The sequence below is a fragment of the Micromonospora sp. NPDC049359 genome (assembly GCF_044466585.1).
Classification (GTDB): Bacteria; Actinomycetota; Actinomycetes; order Mycobacteriales; family Micromonosporaceae; genus Micromonospora.
In genome coordinates this window covers 63609-81778 of record NZ_JBITMW010000005.1, presented here as the reverse complement: position 1 = coordinate 81778, position 18170 = coordinate 63609, and the positions used below count along the sequence as shown (strand labels likewise).

Annotated in this window: 16 protein-coding genes; 9 read left to right on the top strand and 7 right to left on the bottom strand. The window is 72.7% G+C overall.

The annotated features are described in order from the left end of the window. The first annotated feature begins 18 nt into the window (after positions 1-18). The 3 genes from ACIBTX_RS13905 to ACIBTX_RS13895 all read left to right on the top strand — a co-directional run bounded on the left by ACIBTX_RS13905 (position 19) and on the right by ACIBTX_RS13895 (position 2333). Complete coding sequence (locus ACIBTX_RS13905; protein WP_357122804.1) at positions 19-486, top strand: GNAT family N-acetyltransferase; 468 nt, start codon at positions 19-21, stop codon at positions 484-486. 118 nt (positions 487-604) lie between these two features. Then, positions 605-1735, top strand: coding sequence for a lytic polysaccharide monooxygenase (locus tag ACIBTX_RS13900; protein WP_357122801.1), 1131 nt, complete (start codon positions 605-607; stop codon positions 1733-1735). Between the two features lie 91 nt (positions 1736-1826). Beyond that, positions 1827-2333, top strand: coding sequence for a GNAT family N-acetyltransferase (locus ACIBTX_RS13895; protein WP_396832532.1), 507 nt, complete (start codon positions 1827-1829; stop codon positions 2331-2333). Between the two features lie 427 nt (positions 2334-2760). Here ACIBTX_RS13895 and hemQ read toward each other — a convergent pair whose 3' ends face one another. Genes hemQ through hemE form a run of 3 tightly spaced genes read right to left on the bottom strand, consistent with a single transcriptional unit; the run spans position 2761 to position 5973 of the window. Beyond that, the gene (gene hemQ, locus ACIBTX_RS13890; protein WP_396802583.1) at positions 2761-3462 is read right to left on the bottom strand and encodes a hydrogen peroxide-dependent heme synthase; all 702 of its coding nucleotides are present in this window, start codon (positions 3460-3462) and stop codon (positions 2761-2763) included. Then, complete coding sequence (gene hemG / locus ACIBTX_RS13885) at positions 3459-4868, bottom strand: protoporphyrinogen oxidase (protein ID WP_396832531.1); 1410 nt, start codon at positions 4866-4868, stop codon at positions 3459-3461. The genes hemQ and hemG overlap by 4 nt, the downstream gene beginning before the upstream one ends. A 7-nt stretch (positions 4869-4875) precedes the next feature. Continuing rightward, the gene (gene hemE, locus ACIBTX_RS13880) at positions 4876-5973 is read right to left on the bottom strand and encodes a uroporphyrinogen decarboxylase (protein ID WP_357122789.1); all 1098 of its coding nucleotides are present in this window, start codon (positions 5971-5973) and stop codon (positions 4876-4878) included. A gap of 136 nt (positions 5974-6109) precedes the next feature. Here hemE and ACIBTX_RS13875 point away from each other — a divergent pair, with 136 nt between their 5' ends. Further along, positions 6110-6682, top strand: a complete 573-nt coding sequence (locus ACIBTX_RS13875) for a DUF3000 domain-containing protein (protein WP_357122786.1) — start codon at positions 6110-6112, stop codon at positions 6680-6682. A 31-nt stretch (positions 6683-6713) separates the two neighbouring features. On the opposite strand, the gene ACIBTX_RS13870 is transcribed toward ACIBTX_RS13875, so the two are convergent. Both ACIBTX_RS13870 and ACIBTX_RS13865 read right to left on the bottom strand, forming a co-directional pair. Then, positions 6714-7559 (bottom strand): hypothetical protein, encoded by an 846-nt coding sequence (locus ACIBTX_RS13870; RefSeq protein ID WP_357122783.1) that lies wholly within the window; start codon positions 7557-7559, stop codon positions 6714-6716. A gap of 145 nt (positions 7560-7704) precedes the next feature. Continuing rightward, positions 7705-8907 (bottom strand): trypsin-like peptidase domain-containing protein, encoded by a 1203-nt coding sequence (locus ACIBTX_RS13865; protein ID WP_396832530.1) that lies wholly within the window; start codon positions 8905-8907, stop codon positions 7705-7707. 211 nt (positions 8908-9118) lie between these two features. On the opposite strand from ACIBTX_RS13865, the gene ACIBTX_RS13860 reads away from it, so the two are divergent. The 4 genes from ACIBTX_RS13860 (at position 9119) to ACIBTX_RS13845 (ending at position 14992) form a co-directional block, all read left to right on the top strand. Then, complete coding sequence (locus tag ACIBTX_RS13860) at positions 9119-10444, top strand: ribonuclease D (protein WP_357122776.1); 1326 nt, start codon at positions 9119-9121, stop codon at positions 10442-10444. Positions 10445-10689: 245 nt separating this feature from the next. Further along, positions 10690-11886 carry a thiolase family protein gene (locus ACIBTX_RS13855; RefSeq protein WP_357122774.1) on the top strand — a complete coding sequence of 399 codons (1197 nt, stop codon included), beginning with the start codon at positions 10690-10692 and terminating at the stop codon, positions 11884-11886. Then, positions 11883-13943 carry a 3-hydroxyacyl-CoA dehydrogenase NAD-binding domain-containing protein gene (locus ACIBTX_RS13850; protein WP_396832529.1) on the top strand — a complete coding sequence of 687 codons (2061 nt, stop codon included), beginning with the start codon at positions 11883-11885 and terminating at the stop codon, positions 13941-13943. The genes ACIBTX_RS13855 and ACIBTX_RS13850 overlap by 4 nt, the downstream gene beginning before the upstream one ends. A gap of 167 nt (positions 13944-14110) precedes the next feature. After that, the gene (locus tag ACIBTX_RS13845; RefSeq protein WP_396832528.1) at positions 14111-14992 is read left to right on the top strand and encodes a hypothetical protein; all 882 of its coding nucleotides are present in this window, start codon (positions 14111-14113) and stop codon (positions 14990-14992) included. A gap of 59 nt (positions 14993-15051) precedes the next feature. Here the strand turns inward: ACIBTX_RS13845 and ACIBTX_RS13840 are convergent, their stop codons facing one another. Further along, complete coding sequence (locus tag ACIBTX_RS13840) at positions 15052-15555, bottom strand: levansucrase (RefSeq protein ID WP_357122764.1); 504 nt, start codon at positions 15553-15555, stop codon at positions 15052-15054. Between the two features lie 154 nt (positions 15556-15709). Between ACIBTX_RS13840 and ACIBTX_RS13835 the strand changes: the two genes are divergently transcribed. Next, positions 15710-17692, top strand: a complete 1983-nt coding sequence (locus tag ACIBTX_RS13835; RefSeq protein WP_357393578.1) for a M36 family metallopeptidase — start codon at positions 15710-15712, stop codon at positions 17690-17692. A gap of 70 nt (positions 17693-17762) precedes the next feature. Here ACIBTX_RS13835 and ACIBTX_RS13830 read toward each other — a convergent pair whose 3' ends face one another. After that, positions 17763-18161, bottom strand: coding sequence for a VOC family protein (locus ACIBTX_RS13830; RefSeq protein WP_357122758.1), 399 nt, complete (start codon positions 18159-18161; stop codon positions 17763-17765). Between the last annotated feature and the right edge of the window lie 9 nt (positions 18162-18170).

Sequence of the window (18170 nt, the reverse complement as noted above, 5' to 3'; positions counted from 1 at the left end):
CCGACCTACCATCGGTGGATGCCCCAGCAGACCACCGAGATCCGAACCGCGCTCTTCGCCGACCTGGACGCCCGCACCCTTCACGACCTGCTCAAGCTGCGCATCGATGTGTTCGTGGTGGAGCAGAACTGCCCGTACCCGGAACTCGACGGGCGTGACGTCGAGCCGGGTACCCGACACGTCTGGCTGACCGACGGCGACGCTCTGATGGCGTACCTGCGGATCCTGGCCGACCCGGACGGCGTCGCCCGGATCGGCCGGGTGGTGGTGGCCCCGGCGGCCCGTGGTGGCGGGCACGCCGGCCGGCTGATGGCGGCGGCGCTCGACCTGGTCGGCGACCAGCCATGCGTGCTGGAGGCCCAGTCGCACCTGGTCGCGTTCTACGCCCGACACGGCTTCACGGTCAGCGGCCCGGAGTACGTCGAGGACGGCATCCCGCACACCCCGATGCGCCGAGACGCGCGACCGGCAGCCATTGACGTCTGACGATCAAACTGGCATCGTGCCGGATAGAGCCATCGCGGGAGCCAGCGAGTAGGCACGGGAGCGGGCAACTCCCGGCAGTCCGGGTGTCGTCGTCCGACCTCATCCCCCCGGGGGCTCCATGTCCACAATCGCCCGAACACCACGCGTGCTCCGGCCGCTCGCCATCGCGGCAGCCGCCACGCTCCTGCTGACCACGGCGCTGAGCGTCTCGCTGGTCCCATCCGCCTCCGCGCACGGCTCGGTCGTCGACCCACCCTCGCGTAACTACAGCTGCTGGCAGCGCTGGGGTGGTGACTTCCAGAACCCGCGCATGGCCACCGAGGACCCGATGTGCTGGCAGGCCTGGCAGGCCGACCCGCAGGCCATGTGGAACTGGAACGGCCTGTTCCGGGAGGGTGTGGCCGGCAACCACCAGGGCGCGATCCCGAACGGCCAACTGTGCAGCGGCGGACGGACCCAGAACGGCCGCTACAACGCCATGGACACGGTCGGCGCCTGGAAGACCACCTCGGTGGCGAACAACTTCCGGCTGCGCTTCTTCGATCAGGCCAGCCACGGCGCCGACTACATCCGGGTGTACGTGACGAAGCAGGGCTTCAACTCGGCCACCCAGCCGCTGGGCTGGAACGACCTGGAGTTGGCCGGTCAGATCGGCAACACCCCGGCGTCGCAGTGGGACAAGGACACCGGCGGCGTCTCCATCCAGATCCCGGTGAGCGCACCGGGACGGACCGGGCGGCACATCGTCTACACCATCTGGCAGGCGAGCCACCTGGACCAGTCGTACTACCTGTGCAGTGACGTGGACTTCGGTGGCGGCACCAGCACCCCGCCGCCCACCACACCGCCGCCGACGACTCCGCCGCCCACCACGCCCCCGCCGACGACTCCGCCGCCCACCACGCCCCCGCCGACGACTCCCCCGCCGAGCACCCCGCCGCCGGCCGGGGCCTGCACGGCGACGTACCAGATCACCGGGCAGTGGTCCGGCGGCTTCCAGGCCGAGGTGAAGGTCACCGCCGGTGGCTCACCCACCAAGGGCTGGTCGGTGAGCTGGAACTACAACAACGGCCAGCAGGTCGCCTCGTCGTGGAGCGCCACCGTCACCACGAACGGCACGCTGGTCACCGCGCGCAACGTCAACTACAACGGCACGCTGGCTGCCGGAGCGAGTACGACATTCGGTCTGCTCGGCTCGTGGAACGGCAGCAACCCGGTTCCGCTGGTCTCCTGCACGGCGACCAGTTGATCCCCGTCCGGTGCCGCACCCGGGCGGGGGCGCGGCGCCGGACGGCGGGAATGCGATGGTGCCCGGCGATCCGTCCGGGCACCATCTCCGCATGATCGACATCTTGGTGCTCACCCCCGACGACTGGCCCACCTGGCGGGAGCTACGGCTGGCCGCCCTCGCCGAGGCGCCGGACGCGTTCGGCTCACGGCTCGCCGACTGGCAGGGTGACGGCGATCGCGAGCAGCGCTGGCGCGACCGGTTGAGCATCCCCGGCTCACTCAACCTGGTGGCCGCCCTGGCCGGGCGTCCGGTCGGGATGTCGAGCGGCGTACCCACGTCGGACCCGCTGACGCTGGACCTGATCTCGATGTGGGTGCATCCCGACGCTCGCGGCAGCGGTGTCGGCGACCGCCTGGTGAACGAGGTGGCGCACTGGGCCCAGAAGCGCGGCGCCGAGCGGCTACGGCTCTCCGTCCGGGCGGACAACGCGCACGCCAAGTCCCTCTACCACCGCGTCGGCTTCCGCTTGACCGACGAGCCAGGTGACCTCATGCCCGACGGCGTACGCCGAGAACAGATCATGCTCCGCCCCCTCCACCCCACCCCGTCGCCCTAAGCAAGCAACCCCGTCCCCCGCGCCACCCCGTCGAACCCGCGCCACCCCATTGCCGCCGCGTCACCCCGTGCCGCCGCGTCACCCCGTGCCGCCGCGTCACCCCGTGCCGCCGCGTCACCCCGTCTCGCCGCGTCGATCATGGAGTTGTGGTGGTCGACAAAGCACCCACTGACGGGCAAACCAGGCACCACGACTCCATGATCGACGAGACCCGGGCAGCCGGTGCGGCGATCTTGCACTTTCGGTTGCCAGATCGCGGCCTATGCCCCTTTCGTCGCGACAGAAAGTGCAAGATCGCGGGGCAGGGCGTGGGCGGGGCAGGGAAGGCCGGGCGGGGCAGGGCAGAAGGGGCAAGATCGCGAGGGCGGAGGGCGGGGGCTGGGCTGGGCGCGCGCCCGGGCGGGGGTGAGGCGGCGGGCGGCGAGGGTCAGACCAGGCAGTTGACGATCTCGGCGACCGAGCGGCGGCGGCCCGTGTAGAACGGGACCTCCTCGCGGACGTGCCGGCGGGCCCCGGAGGCGCGCAGGTCCCGCATCAGGTCGACGATCCGGTGCAGCTCGTCGGCCTCGAACGCGAGCATCCACTCGTAGTCGCCCAGCGCGAACGAGGCGACCGTGTTGGCCCGTACGTCGGGGTAGCCGCGCGCCATCTTCCCGTGCTCGGCCAGCAGCTCACGCCGCTCGGCGTCGGGCAGCAGGTACCACTCGTACGAGCGCACGAACGGGTAGACGCACAGGTATCCGCGGGCCTCCTCGCCGGCCAGGAACGCCGGGATGTGGCTCTTGTTGAACTCGGCCGGGCGGTGCAGCGCCATCTGCGACCACACCGGGGTCAGCGCCCGGCCCAGCGTCGTGCGCCGGAACCGCAGGTACGCGTCCTGGAGGGCGTCGCTCGACGCCGAGTGCCACCAGATCATCACGTCCGCGTCGGCGCGCAGGCCGGCCACGTCGTACACGCCCCGGATCACCACGTCCTTGCCGGCCAACTCGTCGAAGAGGGACTCGACCTCGCCGGTGACGTTGTCCCGCAGCGACGGCAGCGGTCCGCTGGCCCGGAACACCGACCACATCGTGTAGCGGATGCTGTCGTTCAGCTCCCGTAGCCGGGCCGCGTTGGTCTGCTCGGTCATCTCGCCGATCCTCCCAGTGCTGTGATGATCTCGTCGGCCGCCGTCTCGCCGGAGCGGACGCAGACCGGTATGCCGACACCGTCGTAACCGGCGCCGGCGAGGACCAGGGTGGGGTGCGCGGCCCGCAGCGCCGTCCGCGCGGCGGCGACCCGGTCGGCGTGCCCCGGGGTGTACTGCGGCAGCGCGCCGCCCCACCGCTGCACGTGCCCGTCGACCGGGGCGGGCAGCGGGGTGTCGAGCACAGCCGACAGCTCCCGGTGCACCGTCGCGGCCAGGTCGGCGTCCGGGCGCTGGAGCTGCGCTTCCTCGCCGTAGCGGCCCACCGAGGCGCGCACCAGCGCCAGCCCGTCCGGCCGCCGCAGGTGCCCCCACTTCGTGGTGAAGAACGTCGCCGCCTTGATCAGCAGCCCCTCGGTGCTCGGCACCAGGAAGCCGGACAGCTCGGGCAGCGGCGGCTGCGGCAGCGCCAGGGTGACCAGCGCGACGCTCGCGTAGTCCAGCTCACCGACGACCGACGCGGCCTGCGGGGCCGGGCCGGCGAGCAGGCGGGCCGCCGGCCGGGCCGGCACCGCCAGCACCACGGCGTCCACGTCGACGCTCTGCGGGTCACGGGTCGGGCCGACGGTGAGCCGCCAGCCGGTCTCGGTCCGGGTCACCTCGCGCACGGCGGCGTCCCGCCGGATCGTCGCGCCGCTGACCGTCACCGCCGCCTCGATGAGGGTGCCCAGGCCGCCGGCCAGGGTGCCGAAGACCGGGGCGCCGGGCGCGCGGGGGGCGGCGGCCTGCGCGGCCCGGACCGCGCCGACCAGGGTGTGCTCCACCCGCGCCGTACGGGCCAGCGCCGGCATCGTGGTGACCAGGGACAGGTCGTCGGCGCGGCCCGCGTACACGCCGCCGAGCATCGGGTCGACCAGCCGGTCGACCACCTCGTCACCGAAGCGGGAGCGGACCAGCGCGCCCACCGAGACGTCCGCGTCGGGCCCGACCAGCGGCCGACCGCCGTCGAGGTCGGCGTCCGCCGCCGGCCGGGCGACCGCCGCCACCCGATCCAGATCCCCGGGTACGCCCACCAGCGTCCCGCCCGGGATGGGGCGCAGCCCCCCGTCGACCACCAACGCGGCCTGCCCGACGGTGGGGTGCACGATCTTCTCGGCCAGCCCGAGCCGGCGGGCCAGCGCCACCGCCGCGCTCTCGGCCCCGGTGGGGTCGCGCATCAGGAACGACTCGGCGCCGAACTCCACCGGTCCACCGGCCAGCGTGCCGGTGCGCAGCTTGCCACCGAGCGCGCCGGACTGCTCGTACACGGTGATCTCGGCGCCCTCCGGCGCGCGGTCGCGCAAGCGGACCGCGGCGGCCAACCCGGCGATCCCGCCGCCGACCACCGCCACCCGCCAGGGCTGCCGCATCGCCTTCTCAGCCCTGGTCGGCCCGGCGGCTGGACACCTCGTGCACCAGCGCGACCACCCGGGTCAGCACGTCCGGGTCGACCTCCGGCAGCACACCGTGGCCGAGGTTGAACACGTGCCCGGGGGCGGCCCGGCCCTGCTCGACGATGCGGCGTACCTCGGCCTCGACCACCGGCCACGGCGCGAGCAGCACGGCCGGGTCCAGGTTGCCCTGCACCGCCCGGTCCGGCCCGATCCGGCCGGTGGCCACATCCAGTGGCGTACGCCAGTCGACGCCGACCACGTCCGCGCCGGCCTCACCCATCGCGCCCAGCAGCTCGGCGGTGCCCACCCCGAAGTGGATGCGCGGCACACCGGCGTCCGCCAACCCGCTGAGCACCTCCGTCGAGTGCGGCAGCACGTAACGGCGGTAGTCGGCCTCGGAGAGCGCGCCGGCCCACGAGTCGAAGAGCTGTACGGCGGACACCCCGGCCTCGATCTGCACCCGCAGGAAGGCCAGGGTCACCTCGGCCAGCCGGGCGCAGAGCGCGTGCCACAGCTCGGGGTCGCCGTACATCAGGGCCTTGGTCTTGGCGTGGGTCCGCGACGGGCCACCCTCGACGAGGTAGCTGGCCAGCGTGAACGGCGCCCCGGCGAAGCCGATCAGCGGGGTGTCGCCCAGCTCGACCACGAGCTGCCGGACGGCCTCGTCCACGTACGGGACGTCGTCGCGGCTGATCGGGCGGATCCGCTCGACGTCGCCGGCGGTACGGATCGGCTCGGCGACCACCGGGCCGGTGCCCGGCACGATGTCCAGGTCGATCCCGGCCGCGGCGACGGGCACCACGATGTCGCTGAACAGGATGGCCGCGTCCACCCCGTGCCGGCGCACCGGCTGGAGGGTGATCTCGGTGACCAGCTCCGGGCGGCGGCACGACTCCAGCATCGGCACGTTGGCCCGGATCTCCCGGTACTCCGGAAGGGAGCGTCCCGCCTGGCGCATGAACCAGACCGGGGTGTGCGGGCCGGGCCGACGCCGGCACGCCCGGACGAAGGGCGAGTCGGCCGGGCCGCCGGGGCGCGGGTGTCCGTCTCGGGCGGCAGTGCCCGTGGTATCCGTGGTCATCGCCGCAATCGTGCCACGCCGCCCACCTCGGACCGGGTGGGGGTGAGAGGAAGGGCACGTTCCGCACCCGGACGCCTCTCGCGAGTGTCGGCGCGCCGTCGAAGCGGGCGGCCACACGGCGGCATAGGCTGCCGACATGGCCCCCCCGATCGCGCTCCCGGAGACCTTCGCCCGCGCGGTCGCCGGGCTCCGGTCGCCGGCGCCCCGGCCGGAGATCACCCTGGAGGAGGTCGGCGCGCCCCAACGACTCGCGCCGTACACGTTCGCGCTCTCCGCGACGGTGCTGCGCGACGGCGACGAGGTGGCCACCGGGCGGCTGATCCTGCTGCACGATCCCGCCGGGCACGAGGCGTGGCAGGGCACCCTGCGGTTGGTCACCTATGTGACGGCCGAATTGGAGGTCGACCTCGCCGCCGACCCGCTGCTACCCGGGGTCGGCTGGACGTGGTTGACCGACGCCCTCGACACGCAGGACGCCCGTCACCGCGCGATCGGCGGAACGGTCACCCAGACCATGTCGACCCGGTTCGGTGACCTGGCCGGCCCACCGACGGCCGGCGACATCGAGATCCGCGCCTCCTGGACACCCGTCGACGACAACCTGGCCCCCCACCTGCTCGGGTGGTGCACCCTGCTCGCCTCGACGGCCGGTCTGCCCCCGCCCGGGGTCACCGCGCTCGCCGACCGCCGCCCGGCCGCCACCGCCTGAGGGCGGGGGTGGCGGCGGGCGGCGCGGCGGATCAGAGGTAGTTCTCCGCCTCGTCGCAGACCTTGTCGAGGCCCTTCATCGCCGCGTCGTACTTGCTCTTGTTGCCGGCGGCCGCCGCGCCCAGCGCCGTGGTCAGCTTGTCCAGGCAACTGGCGATGACCTTCTTCTGCCGGGTCTGCTCGTCACGGTCGTTCCGGGTACCGGTCAGATCCTGCTCGGTGTTGTCGAGCTTGTCCTGCATGACCTGCAGTTCGGTCTTGAGCCGACCGATCTCGGTGGTGTTGGCCGCGATGGTGCCGTCGCGCTGGCTGACCTGGACGTTGAGGCGCTTCTCGGTCCGGTTCAGCTCGTTGTTCTTGGTCACGAACAGCCCGGTCATCACCCCGCTTACGAGGAAGAGCAGCGTGGCCACCAGAGCCAGCACCAGCACGGCGCGGCTGCGCCGCGGGGCCGGCGCAGCGCCGTACGGCGCCATACCGGGCGGGCCCGACATGGGCTGCCCGTACGCGGGACCGGAGACCGGCGGGCCCGACATGGGCTGCCCGTACGCCGGGCCGGAGACCGGCGGGGCCGACATGGGCTGCCCGGCGTACGGCGGGGCGCTGGCCGGGTAGGCGGTCGTCTGGCCGGCGCCGTACTGCGGGGCGGCCTGGCCCGGCGCGTACTGCTGCGGCGGCATCGCCTGGCCCGGGGCGTACTGCTGCGGGGCGGGCTGACCGGTCGGGTACTGCGCGGTCGGTTCGGTGCCGGTCGGCTGGGGCACCGCCGCGTGCGGCACCGTCGCGTCGGCGTCGGGCGCACCGGCCGGCGGGGTGGCGGCCGGCGGCGTCGGCGCGGCGGGCGGGGTGCCCTCCGGGCCGGTCGGTGGCTGGGACATGTTTCTTCCTCCAGGTGAGCGGGTCCTCCGCTGGTGGGCGCGACGGACCGGATGCAGCGTCGGGATCGTCCGGGGCCGAGGACCCGGACGGGGTTGGGGACGGCCCGGAGGGCCGTGGGGTGGCGCGAGCGGCCGAGGCCGCGGGTCAGCAGATCTTGAAACCGTCGCAGGCGACCTTGATCGGTACGGCCAGCCCGATGCCCTCGGCGTCGCGAGCCTTGGCGGTGGCGATGCCGACCACCTGCTTGCTGCCGTTGATCACCGGGCCGCCGGAGTTGCCGGGGTTGATCGGCGCGTCGAACTGGATGGCCGGGCCGGAGCCACCCTGGGCGGCGCGCAACGCGCTCACCACACCGGTGGTGACACTGTCTTCCAGGCCGAGCGGAGCGCCGACGACGACGATCTGCTGGCCGGACTTCACGGCGGTGGGCGCGGTGACCAGGCCGGTGAACTTGCCGGTGGTACGCAGGTGCGCCACATCGTTGGTCTTGTCGACCTTGACGATGGTCGCCGGGAAGCGCTGGTCCGTGCGCTCCAGGAAGACCTCGCGTCCGCCGCCCTCCCACACCGACTCGACCACGTGGAAGTTGGTGAACAGGTTGGTGCCGCCGCCGGCCGCCGGCTTGCCCACCGCGAACGCGCTGCCGGTGAACTGGCCGGCGCGTACCCGGAACACGCTGGGCAGTACGGCGCTGGCCACCGCCTCCGGGTTGAACGCGGCGCCGGCCTGCTTCTCCAGGGCGTCGGCGCGCTTCTCAAGGCCGTCGAGGCGGGCGCCGTCGCCGTCCTGGGCCTGCGCCAGCCGGCCGTCGGTGGCGGCGAGCCGGTCACCGAAGCGGTCGAGCTGGTACGCCTGCACACCGACCACGGCGGCCAACGCGACGACGAGCACCGTGGCCAGCACGACCGGCCAGCGGCGTCGGGTGGGTCGCACCGGCGGCGGGGTGACACCCGGCCAACCGGGCTGGCCGGCGGGGTACGGCGGCGCGCTGGCCAGGTCTCCGGCCGGCGGGTAACCACCGCCGTACGACGCGGGAACGACCGGGGCGTACGGCGCGGGCCCCGCCGGGTAGGGCGCTTGTCCCGGCGGCGCGGCGGGCGGGCCGGCCGGAACCGGACCCTGACCCCACTGCCCGCTGTTGGGCGGCGCCGACCAACCGGTGCGGGGCGTCGGGACGGCCATGGGTTGCTCGGTGCCGCCTGGCGTGCCGGACCAGGTGGCGCCGACCGGTGGATGCGGTTCGATGCGCGGGGGCAGCGGACCGGGCCGTTCGGCGGCTGAACCGCTCATGCCGTCCGGGTCGGCGCCCATCGGTCGCCCGTCGCCCGCACCGAAACCAGCCGTCATGATCGTCTTGCCCTTCCCCGTGATCTCCCCGTGCGGCCGTCATCCCGGATGTCCACCCGATCGGGGCCGACGGCTCGATGGACCGTACCTGCGCGAACGGGCTTTGTCTCCCCCGATGTCCGGCATCCGAAAGGACGCCTTGCGGACACCTGGTCGACACACGCCGGACCGGCTGCGCACGCGGGATCGGTGCGCGCACTAGGGTTGGCAGGTGACCGACGAACCACCCCTGCGCCGTCGGCCCACCGCAGAACCTCCGGGACACGCACCCCAGCACCCGCCGTCGGCCCAGCCGCAGCCGGCGGGCGAGGGGCCCGACCCGACCGACGGTGGGCCCGTTCCGCTGACCGCACCGCGTGACGGCACCCCCGAACCGGTGGCCACCCCGGCCGAACTCGCCGAGGTCGTGGCCCGTTTCGCGGCGGGCACCGGCCCGGTTGCCCTCGATGCCGAACGCGCCTCGGGCTACCGCTACAGCCAACGCGCGTACCTCGTGCAGCTACGCCGCGCGGGCGCCGGCACGGCGCTGATCGACCCGCTGCCGCTGCCCGACCTCAGCACGCTGGACGCGGCGATCGGCGACGCCGAGTGGGTGCTCCACGCGGCCAGCCAGGATCTGCCGTGTCTGGCCGAGGTGGGGCTGCGCCCACGCCGGCTGTTCGACACGGAACTGGCCGCACGGCTGGCCGGGTTCGAGCGGGTCGGCCTGGCCGCGCTGACCGAGCAGCTACTCGGCTACACCCTGGAGAAGCACCACTCGGCGGCCGACTGGTCAAATCGCCCGCTGCCCGAGTCGTGGCTGACCTACGCCGCGCTCGACGTGGAGATGCTCACCGATCTGCGCGACGCGCTCGACGCCGAACTGGCACGGCAGGGCAAGTCGGCCTGGGCCGCCGAGGAGTTCGCCGCCCTGGTCCGTACCGGCGCACGCCCGCCCCGGGTGCGTGCCGAGCCCTGGCGGCGCACGTCCGGCATCCACCGCGTGCGAGGGGCGCGGGCTCAGGCCCGGGTCCGCTCCCTGTGGTACGCCCGGGACCAGATCGCCGCCCGACGGGACGCCGCGCCCGGTCGGGTGCTGCCCGACTCGGCCATCGTCGCGGCGGCCGAGCTGGACCCGAAGGACGAGAAGACGCTGCTGACACTGCCCGGTTTCGGCGGCCGATCGGTCCGCCGGCTGGCCCGTACCTGGCTGGCCGCGCTCGACGACGCCCGGGAGCTGCCGGACGACGCCCTGCCGGTCACCCCGACGGTGGAGGGGCCACCCCCACCGCACCGGTGGGCCGAGCGGGACCCGGTGGCGGCCGGTCGCCTGGCCCGCTGCCGGGAGGTGGTGGTCCGTCTCGCGGGCGAGCACAACCTGCCCCCGGAAAATCTGATCACCCCGGATTCGGTACGTCGGCTGGCCTGGACTCCTCCGGAGGAGATCACCGAGGCAACGGTGGCAGAGGCGCTCCGCGGCTTCAACGCCCGCGAGTGGCAGATCGGCCTGCTCAACGCACACCTGACCGAGGCCCTGGCCCCCAACCCCATCCCCTAACCCACCCCCTCCCCCCGCCGTTGATCATGAAGTTATCGCCATCGCCATCGGCGTGTCGTGACAACAACTTCATGAGCAGCGAGGTGGGACGGGGGTGTGGGGTGGGCCACAGTGGGGCGTGGGGACGGGGTTGGTTACTGGCGAGTAGCATTCCGGGTGACGTGCCCCGCCCGGCCGACGCTCGTTCGGTCCGGAGCGCCGCCCAGCGGTGCGGAGGCCGAATTGTGGTCGATTAGGAGGCTCAAGTGCCCCGTGAAGTTCGGGATGTCGTCTTCGTCGACGGCGTCCGTACCCCATTCGGCAAGGCGGGTGGCATGTACGCCAACACCCGCGCCGACGACCTGGTGATCCGCTGCATCCGGGAACTGCTGCGCCGCAACCCGCAGCTCCCGCCGGAGCGGGTCGAGGAGGTCGCCATCGCTGCCACCACCCAGATCGGCGACCAGGGCCTCACCATCGGCCGTACGGCCGCGCTGCTGGCCGGCCTGCCCAAGACCGTTCCCGGCTTCGCCATTGACCGGATGTGCGCCGGCGCGATGACCGCCGTGACCACCGTGGCCAGCGGCATCGCCATGGGCGCGTACGACGTCGCCATCGCCGGCGGCGTCGAGCACATGGGCCGCCACCCGATGGGTGAGGGCGTCGATCCCAACCCGCGCATCATCGCCGAGAAGCTGGTGGACCCGTCGGCGCTGGTCATGGGCGCCACCGCGGAGAACCTGCACGACCTGGTGCCGCACATCACCAAGGAGCGCACCGACGCGTTCGCGCTCGCCTCGCAGCAGAAGACGGCGAAGGCGTACGCCAACGGCAAGCTCCAGGACGACCTGGTGTCGATGTCCATCCGCGACGCCGAGGGCGGCTGGGGTCTGGCCGGAGTGGACGAGGCTCCCCGGGACACCTCGATGGAGAAGCTCGCCACCCTGAAGACCCCGTTCCGCCCGCACGGCAAGGTCACCGCCGGCAACGCGGCCGGCCTGAACGACGGCGCCACCGCGAGCCTGCTCGCCGACGAGGCGACCGCCCGCGAGCTGGGCCTGCCGGTCGCCATGCGGCTGGTGTCATTCGGCTTCGTCGGGGTGGAGCCGGAGGTGATGGGCGTCGGCCCGATCCCGTCGACCGAGAAGGCCCTGCGCCTGGCCGGGCTCACCATCGACGACATCGGCCTGTTCGAGCTGAACGAGGCGTTCGCCGTACAGGTGCTCGCCTTCCTCGACCACTTCGGCATCGCCGACGACGACCCGCGGGTCAACCCGTGGGGCGGCGCGATCGCCATCGGCCACCCGCTCGCCTCGTCCGGCGTACGGCTGATGACGCAGCTGGCCCGCCAGTTCGCCGAGCACCCCGAGGTCCGCTACGGCGTGACCGCGATGTGCATCGGCATCGGCATGGGCGGCACGGTCATCTGGGAGAACCCGAACTGGGAAGGTGGCGACAAGTGAAGGCACCGAACGAGGTCGTCACCAGGGCGCTGCTGCGCCAGGTGAGCGTGCCGGGGCTGGACCGTCCGGCCGCCCTGATCACGCTGGACAACGGCTTCGACCACACCAAGCCGAACACGTTCGGCCCTGGTGGGCTGGCCAGCCTGGACGAGGCGATCAGCGCCGCGCTCGCCGCCGACCCGGCGTTCATCGCGGTCACCGGTAAGCCGTACATCTTCTGCGTGGGCGCGGACATCGTCGGCCTGCCGCAGCTCGCCGACCGCGCGCAGGCGCTGGAGATCGGTCGGCTCGGTCACCGGGTCTTCGCCCGGCTCAAGGACAGCAGCGTGCCCACGTTCGCGTTCGTCAACGGCGCGGCGATGGGTGGCGGCCTGGAGTTGGCGCTGCACTGCCACTACCGGACGCTCTCCGGCGGCGCTGCCGCGCTGGCCCTGCCCGAGGTCTCCCTCGGTCTGGTGCCCGGCTGGGGCGGCACGCAACTGCTGCCGAACCTGATCGGCATCCCCGCCGCCACGCAGGTGATCATCCAGAACCCGCTGATGCAGAACAAGATGCTCAAGCCGAAGCAGGCCGCCGAGCTGGGCATCGCGGACGTGCTGCTGGAACCGGCCGACTTCCTGGAGCGCTCGCTCGAGTGGGCCGCCGGTGTGGTGCGCGGCCAGGTCACGGTGACCCGGCCCGAGGTCGACAAGGACATGTGGGCGGGCGTGCTCTACTTCGCCCGGGAGACGCTGAACCAGCGGCTGCACGGCGCGGTCCCGGCCGCGTACAAGGCGTTGGACCTGCTGGAGACCGCGAAGGACGGCGACTTCGCCGCCGGCACCGCCGCCGAGGACGAGGCCCTCGCGGACCTGGTCTTCTCCGAGGAGCTGCGCAGCGGCCTGTACGCCTTCGACCTGGTGCAGCGGCGGGCCAAGCGCCCGGCCGGCGCACCGGACAAGGGCCTTGCTCGCACGATCACCAAGGTCGGCATCGTCGGGGCCGGCCTGATGGCCAGCCAGTTGGCGCTGCTGTTCGCCCGCCGCCTCCAGGTGCCGGTCGTCATGACCGACCTCGACCAGGCCCGGGTGGACAAGGGCGTCGGCTACGTGCACACCCAGATCGAGAAGGCCGTCACCAAGGGCCGGATGGACAAGGGCACGGCCGCCAAGCTGTACGGCCTGGTCAGCGGCACGGTCGACAAGAGCGCCTTCAGCGATGCGGACTTCGTCATCGAGGCGGTCTTCGAGGACCTGGGCGTCAAGAAGCAGGTGTGGGCCGAGCTGGAGAAGATCGTCTCCCCGGAGGCGGTGCTCGCCACCAACACCAGCTCGCTGTCGATCACCGAGATGGCGGCGGAGTTGGAGCACCCGGAGCGGGTGGTCGGCTTCCACTTCTTCAACCCGGTGGCGGTGCTGCCGCTGCTGGAGATCGTCCGGGGCGAGCGCACCGACGACGCCACCCTGGCCACCGCGTTCGCGGTCGGCAAGCAGCTCAAGAAGTCGAGCGTGCTCGTCAAGGACGCCCCGGCGTTCGTGGTGAACCGGCTGCTCACCCGCTTCCTGGGTACCGTCTTCGCCGCCGTGGACGCCGGCACCCCGCTGGACGTCGCGGACAGCGCCCTGGACCCGCTGGGCCTGCCGATGCGACCGCTCGCCCTGCTCCAGCTCGTCGGGCCGGCCGTGGCGTACCACGTGGGCGGCACCCTGCACGCCGCGTACCCGGACCGGTACGACGTCAGCGAGAACCTGAAGCGGATCGCCGACTCGGGTCAGCCGCTCGTCGTCGACGACCAGATCAACGCTGAGGTCGCGAAGCTGCTGGTGGTGGGCGATGAGCCGCTGACCGCCGAGCAGGTACGGCAGAACGCGCTCGACGCGCTCGCACAGGAGATCCGGCTCATGCTGGACGAGGGTGTGGTCGCCGAGGCACAGGACATCGACCTGTGCATGATCCTGGGCGCCGGCTGGCCGTTCCACCTGGGCGGTGTCACGCCGTACCTGGACCGCACCGGCACCTCCGAGCGGGTCACCGACCGGCGGTTCCTGCCGCGCGGGGCGGCGAGCCTGCCCGCCTGACCGATCAGCTCCTCCGTCGCGGTGGCCGGACCGTCCCTCGTGGACCGGGCCGGCCACCGCGACCGTTTGCGGGCGGTCGTGGTGACCCGCGGGACCCGGTCGGTACCGCACGGGTGCCCTGACCGGGTTACGATCACGCGTTTCGCACCCCATCCTGGAGCTGACTGATGTCCCAGCCACCGGCCAACCCCTTCGGGCCGCCGCCGCACGACTCCCCCCTCCCGCCGCAACAGCCGGGCCAGCCGGCAGCGCCGTACCAACCGGGCCAGCCGGGCCAGCCGGCAGCGCCGTACCAGCCGGGCCAGCCGGCAGCGCCGCAGCAGCCCGGCCCGCCGCAGCCCGGTTGGCCGCAGCAGCAGGGCTTCCCGCCCCCGCAGCAGCCCGGTGGCTGGCCGCAGCAGCAGGGCTTCCCGCCCCCGCAGCCGGGGCAGCCCTACGGGGGCCCGCACCTGGCCGGCCCGCCGCCGAAGAAGTCGAACGTCGGCAAGATCCTCCTGATCGTGCTGGCCGTCGTGCTCGTGCTCTGCCTCGGCGGCGCGGCGATCACCTGGTTCGCGGTCAAGGACGAGGTGGGCGACGTCGTCGACGCCACCAAGACCCGGGTCGTCGCGCCGGCCACCCTCGCCGGCCGGGCCAAGAACACCGACCCGCAGTTGCAGACGGTCGCCGACCAGATGGTCACCCAGATGAAGACCGAGGTACAGAACGAGACCAGCACGGTCGGCGCGTTCTACGGCGATCCGACCAAGCAGGACCTCGTCCTGATCGCCGCGGTGTCCGGCGTGATGGCCGACCCGAAGAAGGAGCTGGACGAGGCGGTGACCGGGCTCGCCAGCCAGCTGTCGGTGACCAACATGGCGGCGGTCGAGGCGGGGCCGCTGGGTGGCGACGCGCGCTGCGGCGACGGCAAGGCCGAGAGCGTCCCCCTCGGCGTCTGCGTCTGGGCCGACCGGGGCAGCGTGGGCCTGGTGGTCATGTACTTCAAGACCGCCGCAGAGGCCAAGGCCGAGTTCGTCGGCGTCCGGGGTCAGATCGAGCAGCGATCCTGAACGAACGCACGACCGGGCCCCGGCCACCCGAGGGTGACCGGGGCCCCGCCGTACCGCCGTCAGGCGACCGGGAAGTACGCGTCGAGCTTGCCGCGTAGGTGAGCCGCGTAGATGAAGCCGAGCGTGGGGCTCCCTCGGAAGGCGGCGGCGACGCCGGTACGGGCGTCCACGGCCACCGGACGGGCCAGCGCGGCGAACTTCAGCCGCTGCTTCTCCTGGGCCCACGCCGCGGCTGCCGGCTCGACCTCGAGGCCGACCAGGGCGGGGAGCACCGCCACCCCGTTCTGGAAGCCCCGCAGTTGCCCCTTGCGCGCCAGCACGTAATCCATCGCCGAGGTGCTGAACGCCTCCAGGACGTCGGCCGTCACCCGCATCGTCGGCGCGGCGATCGTGAACAGGTGCAGCTTGGTGGCCATCCACCGCATCCTGAAGTCGCCCCGGTAGCCGATCAGCACCGGCGTGCCACCCCAGTCCTCGATCCGCACCTCGCAACCGTCGGCCCGCAGCCGGTCACCGGTCGCGGTGAGGTACGCCTGCACCGGCTCCATCGCCGTCGTATCCATCCGCCACACACCCTTCACCCTGCTGTGGCCGCTCATCTAACAGCACCGGGCGCGCACCCCGCCACTGCCATGATCGCCGATCAAGTGGATGTCCATTACGGACCTTTAGCGTCTGTCGCGTCATTGATGCCTGCATAAGTATTGGAGTACGAGAGTGGGCTCAACCATCATCCGACGCGGTGTCGCCGCGGCGGCGGGCGTCCTGCTCGCGTCCGCGCTGCTGCCGATCAACGCGCAGGCCGCTCCCCCCGGCGCCAGGGTCGCCGAGGCGGCGAACTCGCTGCGGGCGAGTCTCGGCGCGGAGGGCATCGTCGAGATCGACCGCGACACCGCGACGCTGCGGCGGCTGGCCCGGCTCGACGGTTACCTGACGGGGCCGAGCGCTGCCGCTCCCGAGCGGATCGCCCGCGAGTATCTGGCGGCCCATCGCTCGGCTGTCGGCCTGACCGCCGCCGAGATCGCCGCCCTGCGGCTGCGCAAGGACTACGTCGACATCGAAGGCACCCATCATCTGAGCTTCGTACAGCACGTGAACGGGGTCGACGTCGTCGGCAACGGCCTCAAGGCGCATGTCACCAGGGACGGCCGGCTGATCGCGGTCGACGGCGTGCCGCTGGCCGGGCTGCCCGCCACGCTCGGCGCGGCGCGCGTGGACGCCGTCGCCGCCCACCGAGCCGCGGTACGCACCGTGTCGGGCGTGCCGGCCGCGGCCGTGCGCTCCCGGACCACGTCGTCCGCGACCTTCTCCGACGGCGGTCGCGCCCGCCAGGTCGTCTTCAACACGAAGGCCGGCCCGAGACTGGCCTGGGAGGTGATCGACATGGCCGGGGGCTACCTCAGCGTGGTGGACGCGGCCGACGGCAGCGTTCTCTTCCAGCGGAGCATGGTCGCCAACCACCACGCGACGACGTGGCAGAACTACCCGGGCGCCCCGGTCGGCGGAGGCCAGCGCACGGTCGACCTGAACAGGTGGTTGCCGCCGAACGCGACCCGGCTGGAGGGCAACGTCGGGCACGTCTACTCCGACGTGAACGCCGACAACGTCGCCCAGGCGTCGGAAGAGGTCGCGCCGAACGCCGCGAGCAGCTTCGATTTCCCGTTCACGAACTTCTCCGACCAGGTCGGCGCCCCGTGTTCGGCGCAACGGCAGTGCTCGTGGAATCCGGCGGTGCCGTACTCCTGGCAGACCAACCGCGAGCAGAACGCCGCGCAGCTCTTCTCCTTCCTCGGCACCTGGCACGACCACCTCGCGGCCGCACCGATCGGCTTCACCCGGGCGGCCGGCAACTTCGAGGCGGTCGACGGCGATGCGGTCGTCGCCGAGGCGATGGACGGCGCGGACACCGCCAACGGCCTGCCGGACAGCAAGCACGCCAACAACGCCAACATGACGACCCCGCCGGACGGCATGGCGCCGCGCATGCAGATGTACCTGTTCGTCAAGTCGGCAAGCGTTCTCGCCGGCAACTCGGGAGACACCGCGGACATCCTCTACCACGAGTACACCCACGGACTGTCCGACCGGCTGGTGGTCGACGCCAACGGCAACTCGACCCTGATCAGCGCCCAGGCGCAGGCGATGTACGAGGCGTGGAGCGACTGGTACGGCCTGGACTACCTGGTCGACAGCGGTCTCGAGCGGGACGACGCCGTCGACGGTGACGTCCGCGAGGGCGACTACATCCTGGGCGGTCGTTCGGTGCGTAGCGAGGCGATGGACTGCCCGGTGCACAGCACCGAGCCGGTGTGTGCCGGCAACCCCGCCGCGGGCACGGGCGGCTACACGTACGGCGACTACGGCAAGATCCGCAACTCGTCGACCGTGCCGGGGACCACCGAGCCGGAGATCCACGCCGACGGTGAGATCTGGGCACAGACGCTCTGGGACCTGCGTGCCGCGATCGGCAGCCGCCTGGCCCGCTCGCTGATCACCCGGGCGATGGAGCTGTCGCCGTCGGACCCGTCCTACCTGGACATGCGCGACGCGATCCTGCTGGCGGACCGGGTGGTGAACCACGGTCGCGGGCAGCGGGAGATCTGGCGGGTCTTCGCCGCGCGTGGCATGGGCGTGCACGCGAGTACGGACGGCGCCAGCGACACCACTCCGACCGAGGACTTCTCGGTGCCCCGGCGCTGACGCGCCGGCATGGGTACGGCGGGGCGTCGCGACTGCGGCGTCCCGCCGTACGGCACCAGGCCGACGGCGTCTAGCCCGCCGGCCCCGCCGGGGTCGCCGCCCGCTCGGCCGCGCTGCGCAGCACGCAGAACTCGTTGCCCTCCGGGTCGGCGAGCACCACCCAGCCGGCGCCGTCCGGCCTGGTCTGATCGTCGACGAGGGTCGCGCCGATGCCGAGCAGTCGCTCAACCTCCTCGGCCCGGGTCCGGTCGGCGGGTTGCAGGTCCAGGTGCAGCCGGTTCTTCACCGCCTTGCCCTCGGGCACGGCGATGAACAGCACCTCCGGGCCGCCCGGCGGCAGCAGCATCGCCTCCGGGTCGCCGGGAAGGTCGTCCGGCTGCATCGGGCAGTCGAAGACCTTCGACCAGAAGCCGGCCAGGGCGTACGTGTCGGCACAGTCGATGCTGATGTTGTGGATCGTCGAACTCACAGTGGTCCT

Coding starts and splice junctions, on each gene's coding strand:
- ACIBTX_RS13865 (WP_396832530.1), bottom strand. CDS start 8,907: ATGACGGCTGGTTTCGGTGCGGGCGACGGGCGACCGATGGGCGCCGAC.
- hemG (WP_396832531.1), bottom strand. CDS start 4,868: ATGCGGCAGCCCTGGCGGGTGGCGGTGGTCGGCGGCGGGATCGCCGGG.
- ACIBTX_RS13875 (WP_357122786.1), top strand. CDS start 6,110: ATGGCCCCCCCGATCGCGCTCCCGGAGACCTTCGCCCGCGCGGTCGCC.
- ACIBTX_RS13895 (WP_396832532.1), top strand. CDS start 1,827: ATGATCGACATCTTGGTGCTCACCCCCGACGACTGGCCCACCTGGCGG.
- ACIBTX_RS13905 (WP_357122804.1), top strand. CDS start 19: ATGCCCCAGCAGACCACCGAGATCCGAACCGCGCTCTTCGCCGACCTG.
- hemQ (WP_396802583.1), bottom strand. CDS start 3,462: ATGACCGAGCAGACCAACGCGGCCCGGCTACGGGAGCTGAACGACAGC.
- ACIBTX_RS13845 (WP_396832528.1), top strand. CDS start 14,111: ATGTCCCAGCCACCGGCCAACCCCTTCGGGCCGCCGCCGCACGACTCC.
- hemE (WP_357122789.1), bottom strand. CDS start 5,973: ATGACCACGGATACCACGGGCACTGCCGCCCGAGACGGACACCCGCGC.
- ACIBTX_RS13870 (WP_357122783.1), bottom strand. CDS start 7,559: ATGTCCCAGCCACCGACCGGCCCGGAGGGCACCCCGCCCGCCGCGCCG.
- ACIBTX_RS13840 (WP_357122764.1), bottom strand. CDS start 15,555: ATGGATACGACGGCGATGGAGCCGGTGCAGGCGTACCTCACCGCGACC.
- ACIBTX_RS13900 (WP_357122801.1), top strand. CDS start 605: ATGTCCACAATCGCCCGAACACCACGCGTGCTCCGGCCGCTCGCCATC.